Genomic DNA, 13,673 nt, shown 5'->3' with positions numbered 1-13,673 from the left:
CGGGTCGGGTGAGGAGCCGGCGACGGGGTTGGGGGAGGGGCCGCCGACGGATCATCCGACCGGTCGGCGGTCCACCGGCGTGACCGGATTGCTGATGGCCACCGTGGTGCGGCGCGTACCGGACCAGGGGGCGGGGACGGCGTCGATGTCCCGCGCCAGCCGATAGGCCAGCGTCTCGTAGTTCACCCGCCAGCCGCGGAAGTGCGGCCAGGCCTCCTCCGGGGTGCGTTCCATCGGATAGCCCTTGTCCGCCATGCGCGCGACGCCCCGCAGGTATTCCGCGTAGTCCAATTGCAGCGGGTCGTCCGGATGGGGATCGCGGTCGTACGGGATGCCGCGGACGTCGGCGATGTCGCGCAGGCAGACGAAGCCGGCGCGCAGCGCCATCCGCACCTCGGCCTGCGGACCGGAGGGGTTGAGTGCCAGCCGCAGGGCGGCGGCGTCCATCACCGACAGCAGGGCGACCAGCCAGTTGCGAGTGGCCCGGGGGGAGCGGAACGCGATGAGCACCGGGTAGGTCGTATGGCTCTCGCTCACCTCGGCGGCCCACCGCTCCCAGTTGCGGAACAGGTCGGTGAGGCTGTCCAGGAGTTCCACCTGGGCGTACCGCACCAGGATCTCCGGCCCCCACGGCGGGCTCCCGGCGCGGGCCTGCAACATCGTCACCTCGGTCTCCCGGCGCGCGTACGCCCCGTAGAGCGTGGGCAGATAGCCGATCTGCAGACCGATGACGACCGGGCCGGTAGCCGCCGCGCAGAAGTCGATGGCCGTCAGCGTCGCGCGGTTGCTGCTGGCGAAGCCGAGGGTGAACAGCGAGGAACCGGCCTCGAACAGCGACGCCTGGGGGCCCAGACCGCTCACCGCCGCCTCCAGCAGCGCGTAGCCGCCCATGAAGCACACCAGCCAGCTCATCAGCGTGACCACGATCGCCACGGGCGCCGCGGGCGCGAGTACCCGGTCCTTCGTCTCGGCGCTCCCGAACTGGTCGGCGACCAGCTGGAAGGGCCGGTGGACCAGCCGCTGGACGATCTGAGTGAAGCCGGAACGGCTCGCGCGGGGTATCACCAGCGTCCGCAGGACGGAGGAGTAGATGCCGAGCACGACGACGACACCAAGAACGCCCAGCAGTGCGCGCAACGCGGGTTCCCTTCCAGGCCGGAGCGGACCGGGGGATTCGCCCGCTTCGCGGGAAAGCGTAAGCGGGGGAGGTGGCGGATCGGTCCTGGCCACACGCGGCGCAGATCACATACCGACTGGTCGGTCACCCATTCCCCTGCGGCGCTCCACCGCCTAACGTGAGGTCGCCAGGACAACACGGAGCGGAAGGAGTCGCGGTGCGCGCGATTCAGATCACCGAATTCGGCGGACCCGAGGTGCTGCGGCAGGTGGAACTGCCGGAGCCCGCGGTACAGCCGGGACGACTGCTCGTGGAGGTGTCGTCCGCGGGGGTCAACTTCGCCGACACCCACACGGTCGAGGACAGCTACCTCTCGCGTTCCACGCTGCCCCTGGTTCCGGGCGCCGAGGTCGTCGGCCGCACCCCCGATGGCCGCCGCGTCGTCGCCCTCGCCGAGAACGGCGGCTACGCGGAGATCGCCGCCGTCCAGGATTACCTGGCCCACGACGTCCCCGAGGGTGTCAGCGACGGTCAGGCACTCGCCCTCGTCGTCCAGGGTCTGACCGCCTGGCACCTGCTGCGCACCTCGGCCAGGATCGCCGAGGGGGAGAGCGTGGTGGTGCACGCGGCCGCCGGCGGCACCGGGTCGCTGGCCGTGCAGCTCGCCAAGTCCTTCGGCGCGGGCCGGGTCATCGCCACCGCCTCCACCAAGGACAAGCGGGAACTCGCCCTGGAACTGGGCGCGGACATCGCGGTCGACGCCGACGCCGACGGCATGAAGGACCGGCTCGTCGAGGCCAACGGCGGCAAGAAGGTCGACATCGTCCTGGAGATGACCGGCGGTCCGGTCTTCGACGCCTCGCTCGCCGCCCTCGCGCCCTTCGGCCGCCTGGTGACGTACGGCATGGCCTCCCGCGTCCCCCCGGCGCCCGTCCAGGCCGCCCAGTTGATGGGCCGCTCCCGCGCGGTCGTCGGCTTCTGGCTGATGCACTGCCTCGGCCGTCCGGGCATGTACCGCGAACCGATGGCCGAGCTGCTCGCGATGACCGCCGACGGACGGCTCAAGCCCCAGGTCGGCGGCGTGTACCCGCTCGCCGACGCCGCCCGCGCCCATCAGGACCTCCGCTCGCGGCGCACCCACGGCAAACTGATCCTCGACATGACCCGCTGAACGCCGCGCCGGCTGCCCCACCGGACGCCCCGCTCGGTGTTCCGCTCAAGGAAGTGCAGAACGACCCGCCGATCCGGAAACCCCAGGCACGTCGTATCCGTTGTACAGGAGGCACAATCAACAACGGAGTACGACGGGCCGCGGCATGCGACCCGCGCCCCGCACATCCCGGGAGCGGCCATGGACCAGAGCCGATTCGCCTCCGACCGAGGACTGACCACCCGCATGACCATCACGATGTTCCTGATCGGGCTGCTGTATGTGGTCTTCGTGGGCGCGCTGCTGGCGCTCCTGCGCGGATCCTGGCCGCTGATCCTGGTGATCGCCGGCGGCCTGTTCATCGCCCAGTTCTGGTTCAGCGACCGGATCGCGGCGTTCAGCATGGGCGCCCGCGAGGTCACCCCCGAGCAGGCGCCGGAGCTGCACGGCGTCGTGGACCGGATCTGCGCGCTGGCCGACATGCCCAAGCCCCGGGTGGCGGTCGCCGACAGCGATGTCCCCAATGCCTTCGCCACCGGCCGCAACCGCAAGAACTCGGTGGTGTGCGCCACCACCGGACTGCTGCGACGGCTGGAGCCGGATGAGCTGGAGGGCGTCATCGCCCATGAGCTGTCGCATGTGGCGCACAAGGACGTCGCGGTGATGACCATCGCCTCCTTCCTCGGCGTCCTGGCCGGAGTGATCACCCGGATCGGCCTGTGGGGCGGCTTCCGGCGGGTCCGGGGTCCCGGCACCGCCGCGATCGCCGTCCTCATCCCGCTGGTCAGCGCCGTCGTCTACGTGATCAGCTTCCTGCTCACGCGGATGCTGTCGCGCTACCGCGAACTGTCCGCCGACCGGTCCGCCGCCCTGCTCACCGGCCGCCCGTCCGCGCTGGCCTCCGCGCTCACCAAGGTGACGGGCGAGATGGCGGCCATCCCGACCAAGGACCTGCGCAAGGCCGGGGCCTTCAACGCCTTCTACTTCGCCCCGGCGATCGCCCCCCAGCGGAGCACCCGGCAGACCTCAGGGACGGACTCGGGGACGAACTCCCGGCAGTGGATGTCGCGCTTGCTGTCGAGCCACCCCACCCTGGACCAGCGCCTCGAACAGCTCGGCCGGATCTCCGTCGAACTGGGCCGCGGCTGATGGGCCTGCTGGACGTCCTGCTGGGCCGCAGCAAACCCGTCAAGCCGGACCTCGATCAGCTCTTCGGCCTGCCGTCCGCGGCGATCACTCTGCAGACGGCCGGCTTCCGGCCCACCGGACTGGGGTCGGTGTGTTTCGCCTCGGTCGAGGGCGGCGCCTTCGCCGAGGCGCAGCAGGACATCAAGGCCCTGGTGGCAACGGAACCGAGCCAGGACGCGTACGGCTACACCTGGCTGCTGTCCCGGCACGAGCCCGACGACATCCCCGCCCTCGTCACCGACCTGCACGCGATCAACGCGGGTCTGGAGGGCCAGGGCTTCGGCCCCCAACTCCTGTGCTCCCTCATCGGCTTCCGGGACGCGGCCCAGCGCCCGCTGGCGCTGGTGTACCTCTACAAGCGCGGCGCCTTCTACCCGTTCGCGCCGCTGCCGGGGGAGAAGCGCGACAACCCGCTGGAACTGCAGGTCCGGGCGCTGGTCACGGACGACCTGCGGATCGAACAGGACCTCTCGCGCTGGTTCCCGGTGTGGGGTGCACCGGGTCTGTGAGCGGCGTGCCGAGGCGCTCACGACCACCGGCCGGATCCGGTCCCTTGCCTGCCGCCTCACCGGCCTAGGCTGGAGATCACATCTAAGGATGACCTGGAGGCAGACGTGACCGAGTACGACGACGCGGCAGTGGAGATCAGCCCGACGGACTGGGTGGCCAAACAGGCGCGGATCTACGAGGAGTCCGGGGGCACCAAGGGCACCAGCATGAACGGTTCGCCCTGCCTGCTCCTGGACTACGTGGGACGGCGCAGCGACAAGTGGCACCGTACGGTGCTCATCTACGGGCGCGACGGTGACGACTACCTGGTCGTCGCCTCGTACGGCGGCGCCGACCACCACCCGCTCTGGTACCTGAGTCTGCAGGACAACCCCGAGGTTCACGTGCGGGTGAACACCGAGCGGTTCGCCGCCCGCGCCGAGACCCTCTCCGTGGAGGACAAGGCTCGCGTCTGGCCGCACCTGGTCGACGTGTTCGCGCCGTACGCGGACTACCAGAAGAAGACGGAACGGGACATCCCGGTCGTGCGGCTCAGCCGTATCTGATGTGACCTCAGCTCTGACGTGACCTCAGCCCTGGCTGTGCAGTGACCTCAGCCGGGGAAGGCGTAGACGGTGGTGGCCTGCGCCACCACCTCTTCGCTGCCTTCGGCGGCCAGCGTGATGTCGATGAAGGCCAGGCGCCGGCCCAGCTTGGTCACCCTGGCGGTGATCAGGACGTCCGTGTCCAGCACGGCCTGCTGAAAGGTCGTCGACTGCTGGACGGTCGTCATCGGGCCGTAGCCGCCGCGCGCCGCCGACACCGCGATCACCTATGCTGCGCCAGGCGATGAACCGCCTGCCCGGCCTGGAGCCGGCCGGTGCGCCGGTGCGGCTGGCGTCCAACTTCCAGAACGGCCTCAAGCCCCTTCTGGTGCGCTGGCGTTCGCCGGCTACGCGCCCTGCCGCGGCTCCCGTTCGTCGATGACGCGCTTGATCTTCCCGACCGACCGCTCCAGGGTCTCCGGGTCGACGACGGCCACCTCCACCGTCACCCCCACCCCGTCCTTGACCCCCTGCGCGATGGCGATGGCGGCCGCCGCCCGCAGCTCCGTACTCGCGCCGGGCCGCGCCTCGGCCCGCACCGTGAGCCGGTCGAGGCGGCCCTCACGGGTGAGGCGGAGCTGGAAGTGCGGTGCCACGCCGGGCGTGCGCAGCACGATCTCCTCGATCGCGGTGGGAAAGAGGTTCACCCCGCGCAGGATGATCATGTCGTCGCAGCGGCCCGTGACCTTCTCCATCCGGCGGAAGGCGGGCCGGGCCGTGCCGGGCAGCAGCCGGGTGAGGTCGCGGGTGCGGTAGCGGATGACCGGCATCGCCTCCTTGGTGAGCGAGGTGAAGACCAGCTCACCGCTCTCGCCCTGCGCCATCACCTGGTCGGTGAGCGGGTCGACGACCTCGGGGAAGAAGTGGTCCTCCCAGATGTGCAGCCCGTCCTTGGTCTCGACGCACTCCTGCGCCACGCCGGGGCCGATGACCTCGCTCAGCCCGTATATGTCGACCGCGTCGATGTCCAGCCGCTCCTCGATCTCGCGCCGCATCTCCTCGGTCCACGGCTCGGCCCCGAAGATGCCGGTCCGCAGTGACGTCGAACGCGGGTCGATGCCCTGTCGCTCGAACTCGTCCAGCAGGGTGAGCATGTAGGAGGGGGTGACCATGATGATGTCGGGCCGGAAGTCCTGGATGATCTGTACCTGGCGCGCCGTCATGCCACCGGACGCGGGGATGACGGTGCAGCCCAGGCGCTCCGCCCCGTAGTGGGCGCCGAGCCCGCCGGTGAACAGGCCGTATCCGTAGGCGATATGGATCTTCTGGCCGGGCCGGCCACCGGCCGCGCGGATGGACCGGGCGACCATGTCCGCCCACATGTCCAGGTCGTTGCCCGTGTATCCCACGACGGTCGGCAGACCGGTGGTGCCGCTGGAGGCGTGGATGCGGCGGATGTCCGTCCCGGGCACGGCGAACATACCGAACGGGTAGTTGTCCCGCAGATCGGCCTTGGTGGTGAAGGGGAACCGGGCGAGGTCGGCGAGGGTGCGGCAGTCCTCGGGGCCCACCCCGGCCGCGTCGAACGAGTTCCGGTAGAAGGCGACGTTGTCGTACGCGTGCCGCAGGGTGGCCCGCAATCGCCGCAGCTGCAGATCCCGCAGCTCCGCACCGCTCAGCTGCTCCGCGGCGTCGAGGAGGGTGCCGTCCGCTCCCGACCGATCGTTCGGTACTGTCGTCACGGGGCCAAGTAATCAGGATCCGTATCGCAGGTCAAGGGATACGCGGCGATCCGGGTCTCCTTCCGCGATTCCCCGGAGTTCCTCGAACCGCCGTGCGCACCGTGCGGCGGGACGGACGCGCACCGCACGGCCGGACCGGCGCGCGCACCGGTTGGCAACGCTTGACCTGGGCGCCCGCGCCGTCCGAAGGTGGCCCGGGCAGGTCCGGAAAACGGGGAGGCGTCATGATCGCGGTGCACAGCGACACGGTCGACGGGGTGCTGCGGCGCAGCGCCCGGCGGGTGCCGGACCGGGTGGCGGTCCGGTTCGGGGACCGGACCTGGACCTACCGGGAACTCGACGAGGCTGTCTCCGCGGCGGCCGCCGTTCTCCTGAAAACCGGGCTGCGGGCGGGCGAGCGGGTCGCCGCGTACGGCCACAACTCCGACGCCTACCTGATCGCGTTCCTCGGCTGCGCGCGTGCCGGGCTGGTCCATGTGCCGGTCAACCACCATCTGGAGGGCGAGGACCTGGCCTATCTGATCCGCCAGTCCGGCAGCGCCCTGGTGCTCAGCGACCCGCAGCTGTGCGAACGGCTCCCCGAGGACGTACGGACCCTCGCGCTCCGGGACGACGAGCAGTCGCTGCTCGCACTGCTGCCGCCCGCCGCGCCCGCGCCTGCCGCGCCCGCGCCTGCCGCGCCCGCGCCCGCGCTCGAAGCGCCGGAGGACGATGCGCCCGGGAACGACGCGCCGGCGGTCGGCGCCGAGGACCTCGTGCAGCTCCTCTACACCTCCGGTACCACCGCCCTGCCCAAGGGCGCGATGATGACGCACCGCGCGCTCGTCCACGAGTACGTCAGCGCCGTCATCGCGCTCGGTCTGCGGGAGACCGACCGGCCGGTGCACTCCCTGCCGCTTTACCACTCAGCGCAGATGCATGTCTTCCTGCTGCCGTACCTGATGGCCGGCGCGGAGAACACCATCATTCCGGGACCCGATCCGGAGACGGTCTTCGACCTCGTCGAGGCGGGAAAGGCGGACAGCCTCTTCGCGCCGCCCACCGTCTGGATCGGCCTCGCCAATCACCCGCAGTTCGCCACCCGCGATCTGAGCGGGCTGCGCAAGGCCTACTACGGCGCCTCGATCATGCCCGTACCGGTCCTGGAGCGGCTGCGCGCCCGGCTGCCGCACCTGGCCTTCTACAACTGCTTCGGGCAGAGCGAGATCGGCCCGCTCGCCACCGTCCTCGGCCCGGACGAGCACGAGGGGCGGCTGGACTCCTGCGGCCGCCCGGTGCTGTTCGTCGAGGCCAGGGTCGTCGATGAGGCGGGCAGGGACGTACCCGACGGCACGCCGGGCGAGGTCGTCTACCGCTCCCCACAGCTGTGCGAGGGCTACTGGGACAAGCCGCAGGAGACGGCGGAGGCCTTCCGCGACGGCTGGTTCCACTCCGGGGACCTCGCCGTGCGCGATACCGAGGGCTACCTCACCGTCGTCGACCGGGTGAAGGACGTCATCAACTCCGGCGGTGTGCTGGTCGCCTCGCGCCAGGTCGAGGACGTCCTGTACGAGCATCCGGCCGTCGCCGAGGTCGCCGTCGTGGGGCTGCCCGACGACCGCTGGATCGAGGCGATCACCGCGGTCGTCGTGCCGCGCGGCGAGGTCACCGAGGACGAACTGATGGACTACGCGCGCGGGAAACTCGTCCACTTCAAGGCGCCCAAGCGGGTGCTGCTCATCGACGAGCTGCCGCGCAACGCGAGCGGCAAGATCCTCAAGCGCGAGCTGCGCGACCGCTTCGCCCAGGGGCCCGGGACCCCCGATGAGAAGATCGGTACATGATCTTCCGCACCGCGACGCGCCACGACCTGCCCGCCATCATCGCCCTCCTGACGGAAGAGGCCGGTGTCACCGCCGTGGGCGGGGTCGACGAGGCGTACAGCCGCGCCTTCGACGCGGTGGACAGCGACGAGCGCAACGAGCTGGTCGTCCTGGACGACGGCGCCGGCACCGTGCTCGGCTGCCTCCAGCTCACCTACATCCCGGGCCTCGGCCGGCACGGCCAGGAGCGGGCGCTGATCGAAGGTGTGCGCGTACGGCCCGACCGGCGCGACGCCGGCCTCGGCCGCGCGCTGCTCACCCACGCCATCGACCGCGCCCGTCGCCGCGGTTGCACCCTCGTCCAGCTCACCAGCAACAAACGGCGCACCGACGCACTCCGCTTCTACGACTCGCTCGGCTTCGTCCGCAGCCACGACGGCTTCAAGTTGGCCCTCTGAATCCGGCCGGTGGTCCGGCCGACCGGTCGCGAACCTGCACGTAACGGGTCTACTGGGGACAGCGGCGGCCGTCCGCGAGGCGGCTCAAGGGGCCGATTTCCCGGTTCGGTTGGGGATCACTAGGCTCCCCGGATGATCACCAAAAGACGGCTGGCGGCCGGCCTGTGCGGCCTGGCCGCTACTCTCGCCGCCGGTCTGTTCCCGGCGAGCGCCGCCGCGGACGAGCCCGCGGCACAGGAACCACCCAAGGTCGAACTGGTCCTGGATGTCAGCGGATCGATGCGTGCCCGGGACGTGGACGGGCAGTCGCGGATGGCCGCGGCGCAGCAGGCGTTCAACGAGGTGCTGGACGCGGTGCCGGACGATGTCCGGCTCGGCATACGAACCTTGGGGGCCACCTACCCCGGAACGGACAAGAAGATCGGCTGCGCGGACAGCAAGCAGCTGTACCCCGTGGGCCCGGTGAACAGGACCGAGGCCAAGGCGGCCGTCGCCACGCTGCGCCCCACCGGGTGGACCCCGATCGGGCTGGCGCTGCGCGGCGCCGCCCAGGACCTGGCGGGTGGCGCCGCCACCCGCAGGATCGTGCTCATCACCGACGGCGAAGACTCCTGCGGGCAGCCGGACCCGTGTGACGTGGCGCGTGAACTCGCCGCGCAGGGCACCCATCTGGTGGTCGACACCCTCGGCCTGGTAGCCGACGACAAGATCCGCAAGCAGCTCAGCTGCATCGCCGAGGCCACCGGCGGCACCTACACCTCCGTGCAGCACACCGACCAGCTCTCCTCCCGGATCAAGCAGCTCGTGCGGCGTGCGGCGCAGGCCCCGCCGATCGTCCCGAAGGCGGTCCAGGGTGCGGACCGGTGCGGGGACGCGGCGGGTATCACCCCGGGCGTCTACACCGACCGCGAGGAGTTCGGGCAGCACCGTTACTACAAGGTCGCCGTCACCGACGGCCAGGAGCTGCGCGCCACCGTCAGCGTCGGCGCCGACCGGGCCGTGAACGCGGACTACGGCGTGCTGGTGCGGGCGGTGAGCGGCGAGGGCCAGGAACTGGTCAGGGGTTCGGACGCGGGCAGCGGCCGGACCGATGTGATGTCCTCGGGCCTGCGCTACGTGTACCCGGCGAAGGACACGAGCTCGGGTGACGCGGCGCTGCCGCCGCACACCGTGTGCCTGGAGGTCAGCAACTCCTTCTCGGCGCCCGACGCCGTCAAACGCTCCCCGGGTCTGCCCGTCGAGCTGACGCTCGATCTGGTCGACGCCCCCGATGAGCCCGGCGATGTCGCCGCGTTCGGCCTGGGGCGCGGCTGGGTGCTGCTCGGCGTCCTGGCAGGTACGGGTCTGCTCGCGGGACTGATCTGGGGCTGGCTGGCCCGCTGGCGCGTCGCCGTCTGGAGGACCAACTGATGCGTACGACACGTCTGAAGACGCCTGAGGCGACCTGCGCGACGACCCGCATGACGACTCGTATGGTGACCGCCGCGCTGCTCACCGGGGCGGCCCTGCTCGGGCCCGCCGCGACCGCGCTGGCCGACACTTCCACCCCGAGTCCCACTCCGAGTCCCGGATCGAGCGAGAGCGCCGCGCCGACCGAGGCCGGTACCGCCTTCCGTACCGCCACCGCGATCAAACAGGGACAGCCGGCCACGGCCGCCGCCTCCACCGGCGACTACCTCTACTGGATGTTCCCGGCCGCCGCCGGACAGACGGCAACGGCCAAGGCGACCGTGACCCTGCCGGACCAGGCCACCCGGCACGGCGCGGAGACCTGGCAGCTCGACGTCTACGACGGGCTGCGCCGCCGCCAGCCGTGCGTCGCGGGGGACAGGACCGCACGGAGCCCGGACTCGGGCCCGTCCGTCACCCTCACCTGCACTCTGCGCACGGTGCGGCCCATCGCCGACAGCAGGTCCAACGACCCGTTGCCGGGCGCGTACTACGTACGGCTGACCGTCGTCGATCTGCCCGCGCAGGATCTCGGGCTGCCGTTCAAGACCGAGGTCGTCGCGACGGCCAAGGACGCGGGCGGAGCGCACTCCGAGGGCGGCGAACTGGCTGCCCCGCTGACCCCCGCGGGGCAGTCCGGCGTACTGGCCGCCCCGGACGGCGGCTGGACGGCCGGCTGGTGGTCCGACCGCTGGCTGTGGACCGCGGGCGGCGGTGTGCTCGGCGCGCTCGCGGCGATCGGCGGCTACACCCTCACCCGGGGACCGCGCCTGCCGCGCAGGGCGGCAGCCCAGGCGCGGTGACAGCCGGCGTCGTCAACGGACGTCGGTCGTGACAAGGCGAAGACCTCCATGCGGTGGAACTGAGAAGCACACCGCATCAGAGGTCTTCGCCTTCGGCGCATCGCCCGGCCGTGGCTTCCACCGGCCAGGACGATCGGCGCGGACGGGGTGTCCGAGTGGTGAACTGCCGGGGAAATCTGGTTCACGGGGGACCCGGGCGGCCCTTCGCGTCAGCCGGGATGCTTAGCATGAACGGCGCCGCCCGCCCGCTCCCGACAGTATTGGAGGCCCGGTGTGTCCAGCTCAGTCTCCGATTCCGGCCAGGACGCCGACACGCCCGGTGAGCACGCCGGTGCCCCCGGCCGTCCGCCATGGCTGGGACGCCGTCGGCGGTTGTGGGTGGCGGGAGGCGTGCTCGGTGTCGCGGGCGCGCTGATCGTGGGGATCGTTCTGTCGTCAGGATCCCGGGGCGGCCCGCAAGCGGGGAAACCCCCGGCACCGCAAGCGGCCGATGGCCTGCGGCACACCTCCGTGGAGGTCTCACCGAGCGGCTGCGGACGCGGCTGGCTGAGCCCGCGGCCCGGCACCCAGGTTTTCGATCTGCGCAATACGTCCAGCTCCGCCGCCGAGGTTGATCTTCTGGATCCGGGCACCGGGGCGGTCTACGGCGAGGTGGAGGGGCTTGCGCCAGGCACATCCCGGCCGATGCGGGTGGCGCTGGGAACCGGGGCGTATGCGTTCAAATGCCTGCCTGACGATGCCGATGCCGTGACCGGACCCACGGTCCGGGTGAGCGGCGCACCGGCGGCCGGCGGCCCGGCCGCGGTGCCCGTGACCCAGCACGATCTCATCCCTCCGGCGCTCGCCTACCAGCAGTGGATCCAAGCCAGGACCATCGAACTGGCCCAGAAGACCGATGTGTTGAAGGAAGCAGTCGACAGCGGCGACCTGGCGTCCGCGAGAGCAGCGTGGCTGCCCGCGCATCTGGTGTACGAGGGGATGGGCGCCGCCTACGGCACCTTCGGGGACGCGGACGCGGCGATCAACGGAACCACCGCGGGCCTGCCCGGCGGCAGCGCCGACCCGCGGTTCGAAGGATTTCACCGGGTGGAGTACGGGCTGTGGCACGGGGAGTCCGCCGCCTCGCTGCGCGGGCCGGCGGACCGTCTCGCGCAGGCCGTGCACACGCTGCGCGACGGCTGGCCGCAGGCGCGGATGGATCCGGCGGACCTGGGGCTGCGGGCGCACGAGATCCTGGAGAACACCGTGCAGTTGGAACTGACCGGGCGCACCGACTACGGCAGCGGCAGCAACTTGGCCACCGCCCGCGCCAATCTCGACGGCACCCGTGAGCTGCTCGGCCGGCTGCGGCCGCTGCTGACCACCCGCTACCCGGAGTTGCCGCAACTGGACTCCTGGCTGGACCGCACCCAGCACACCCTGGACGGCTTCGACCGGGAGGGCGGCTGGACGCCGCTGAGCGGTCTGGCGCGCGCGGACCGGGAGCGGCTGAACGCCGACGTCAGCGAGGCGGTGGAACGGCTGGCCCCGGTGGCGGCCATCTGCGATGTACGGAGGACGGCATGAGTGAGGTGCGGCGGCGCGGATTCCTGCGCGGTGCGGCCGTGGGCATCGGGTCGGCGGTGGCCGGAGCCGGTCTGGTGGGCGCGGACCACGGCGCGGAGCACAGCGCGGCCCCGCAGTCCGGCGCGGCCGACGGCGCCGCTGTCCCGCGTACGGAATTCCATGGAGTGCACCAGGCTGGGATCCTCCAGCCCCCGCGGCGCGCCGCCGCGTTCATGTCCTTCGACGTGACCGCCGACGGCCGCAGGGAACTGGTGGAGCTGCTGCGCACGCTCACCGACCGGGCGCGCTTCCTGGCCACCGGCGGCACCCCGCCGCCGGTCGGGATCACCGCGCCGCCGACCGATTCCGGGGTGCTCGGACCAGAGGTTCCGCCGGGCGGGCTGACGGTCACGGCCGGCGTCGGAGCCTCTCTCTTCGACGACCGTTTCGGACTGAAGAGCCGCAGGCCGCTGCGGCTCGGCGCCATGCCGTCCTTCCCCGACGACGACCTGGACGCGGCGTGGTGCCACGGCGACCTGAGCCTCCAGCTCTGCGCCGACAGCCCCGACGTCGTGCTGCACGCCCTGCGCGACATCGCCCGTCACACCCGCGGCGGCATGCAGGTGCGCTGGCGGATGGACGGCTTCACCAGCCCGCCCCGCCCCAGCGGAACACCCCGCAATCACCTGGGGTTCAAGGACGGCACCGCCAACCCGGACACCGGTGACGCGGCCGCGATGGACGGGCTGCTCTGGGTGGGCGCGGGCGCAGAGCCGCAGTGGACGGCCGGCGGCACCTACCAGGTGGTACGGCTGATCCGGATGCTCGTGGAGTTCTGGGACCGGGTCTCGATCACCGAGCAGGAGCGGATGTTCGGGCGCGGCCGGGATACCGGCGCGCCGCTGGACGGCACCGGCGAGTTCGACGCCCCGAAGTACGCGCAGGACCCGAAGGGCGATGTGATTCCGCTGGACAGCCACATCCGCCTCGCCAACCCCCGCACACCGCAGACCGCAGGGCAGCGCATCCTGCGCCGCGGCTACAACTACGACCGGGGGATGGACGTCAACGGCAACCTCGACATGGGCCTGATCTTCTCCTGCTACCAGCAGGACCTGGTCCGGCAGTTCGAGACGGTGCAGAAGCGCCTGGCGGGCGAGCCGCTGGTGGACTACGTCAAGCCGTTCGGCGGCGGCTACTTCTTCGCGCTGCCCGGAGTCCGGGACCGCACCGACTGGCTGGGCAGAGCCCTGCTCACCTAGGAGCGTGGGTCAGTAACTGGCAACCCGCCTGTGGTTCGTGATCATTCATGCGGGATGATGTCGGTATGAGTGGTGGGGATGGGCTGTTCGAGGTCGAGCCGGTCGAGAAGAAGCAGCCACAGG

The 13,673-nt window shown here is 71.4% G+C and carries 12 protein-coding genes and 1 pseudogene; 10 read left to right on the top strand and 3 right to left on the bottom strand.

All coding sequences use genetic code 11. The features are described from left to right. Positions 1-51 precede the first annotated feature (51 nt). Entirely contained in the window at positions 52-1,137 is a 1,086-nt protein-coding gene (locus QMK24_RS20810; protein WP_283467981.1) for a hypothetical protein, read from the bottom strand. Between the two features lie 197 nt (positions 1,138-1,334). Between QMK24_RS20810 and QMK24_RS20805 the strand changes: the two genes are divergently transcribed. The 4 genes from QMK24_RS20805 to QMK24_RS20790 all read left to right on the top strand — a co-directional run bounded on the left by QMK24_RS20805 (position 1,335) and on the right by QMK24_RS20790 (position 4,510). Beyond that, positions 1,335-2,288 (top strand): quinone oxidoreductase family protein, encoded by a 954-nt coding sequence (locus QMK24_RS20805; protein WP_283467980.1) that lies wholly within the window; start codon positions 1,335-1,337, stop codon positions 2,286-2,288. 180 nt (positions 2,289-2,468) lie between these two features. Beyond that, positions 2,469-3,416 (top strand): zinc metalloprotease HtpX, encoded by a 948-nt coding sequence (gene htpX / locus QMK24_RS20800; protein ID WP_283467979.1) that lies wholly within the window; start codon positions 2,469-2,471, stop codon positions 3,414-3,416. Then, positions 3,416-3,964 carry a PspA-associated protein PspAB gene (gene pspAB, locus QMK24_RS20795; RefSeq protein WP_283467978.1) on the top strand — a complete coding sequence of 183 codons (549 nt, stop codon included), beginning with the start codon at positions 3,416-3,418 and terminating at the stop codon, positions 3,962-3,964. The genes htpX and pspAB overlap by 1 nt, the downstream gene beginning before the upstream one ends. A 105-nt stretch (positions 3,965-4,069) precedes the next feature. After that, positions 4,070-4,510 (top strand): nitroreductase family deazaflavin-dependent oxidoreductase, encoded by a 441-nt coding sequence (locus tag QMK24_RS20790; RefSeq protein WP_283467976.1) that lies wholly within the window; start codon positions 4,070-4,072, stop codon positions 4,508-4,510. 47 nt (positions 4,511-4,557) lie between these two features. On the opposite strand, the pseudogene QMK24_RS20785 reads toward QMK24_RS20790, so the two are convergent. Both QMK24_RS20785 and paaK read right to left on the bottom strand, forming a co-directional pair. Beyond that, positions 4,558-4,776, bottom strand: a pseudogene (locus QMK24_RS20785) (hotdog domain-containing protein); the annotation flags it as partial. Between the two features lie 120 nt (positions 4,777-4,896). Further along, the gene (paaK, locus tag QMK24_RS20780; RefSeq protein WP_283467975.1) at positions 4,897-6,231 is read right to left on the bottom strand and encodes a phenylacetate--CoA ligase PaaK; all 1,335 of its coding nucleotides are present in this window, start codon (positions 6,229-6,231) and stop codon (positions 4,897-4,899) included. Positions 6,232-6,455: 224 nt separating this feature from the next. Here paaK and QMK24_RS20775 point away from each other — a divergent pair, with 224 nt between their 5' ends. The 6 genes from QMK24_RS20775 (at position 6,456) to efeB (ending at position 13,550) form a co-directional block, all read left to right on the top strand. Beyond that, positions 6,456-8,054, top strand: a complete 1,599-nt coding sequence (locus QMK24_RS20775) for a fatty acyl-CoA synthetase (protein WP_283467974.1) — start codon at positions 6,456-6,458, stop codon at positions 8,052-8,054. Continuing rightward, complete coding sequence (locus tag QMK24_RS20770) at positions 8,051-8,491, top strand: GNAT family N-acetyltransferase (RefSeq protein WP_283467972.1); 441 nt, start codon at positions 8,051-8,053, stop codon at positions 8,489-8,491. Before QMK24_RS20775 ends, QMK24_RS20770 begins: the two co-directional genes overlap by 4 nt. A 132-nt stretch (positions 8,492-8,623) precedes the next feature. After that, on the top strand, positions 8,624-9,901 hold the full coding sequence (locus QMK24_RS20765) for a VWA domain-containing protein (RefSeq protein WP_283467971.1): 1,278 nt from the start codon (positions 8,624-8,626) through the stop codon (positions 9,899-9,901). Continuing rightward, complete coding sequence (locus tag QMK24_RS20760; RefSeq protein WP_283467970.1) at positions 9,901-10,743, top strand: hypothetical protein; 843 nt, start codon at positions 9,901-9,903, stop codon at positions 10,741-10,743. Before QMK24_RS20765 ends, QMK24_RS20760 begins: the two co-directional genes overlap by 1 nt. A gap of 354 nt (positions 10,744-11,097) precedes the next feature. Next, positions 11,098-12,309 (top strand): EfeM/EfeO family lipoprotein, encoded by a 1,212-nt coding sequence (locus QMK24_RS20755; protein ID WP_283468059.1) that lies wholly within the window; start codon positions 11,098-11,100, stop codon positions 12,307-12,309. Then, positions 12,306-13,550, top strand: coding sequence for an iron uptake transporter deferrochelatase/peroxidase subunit (gene efeB / locus QMK24_RS20750; protein ID WP_283467969.1), 1,245 nt, complete (start codon positions 12,306-12,308; stop codon positions 13,548-13,550). Before QMK24_RS20755 ends, efeB begins: the two co-directional genes overlap by 4 nt. Positions 13,551-13,673: the final 123 nt, after the last annotated feature.

The sequence above is a fragment of the Streptomyces sp. PH10-H1 genome (assembly GCF_030063355.1).
Taxonomy (GTDB): Bacteria; Actinomycetota; Actinomycetes; order Streptomycetales; family Streptomycetaceae; genus Actinacidiphila.
Note: the sequence above shows the minus strand (reverse complement) of the source record. Positions and strands in the feature narration are given on the sequence as shown.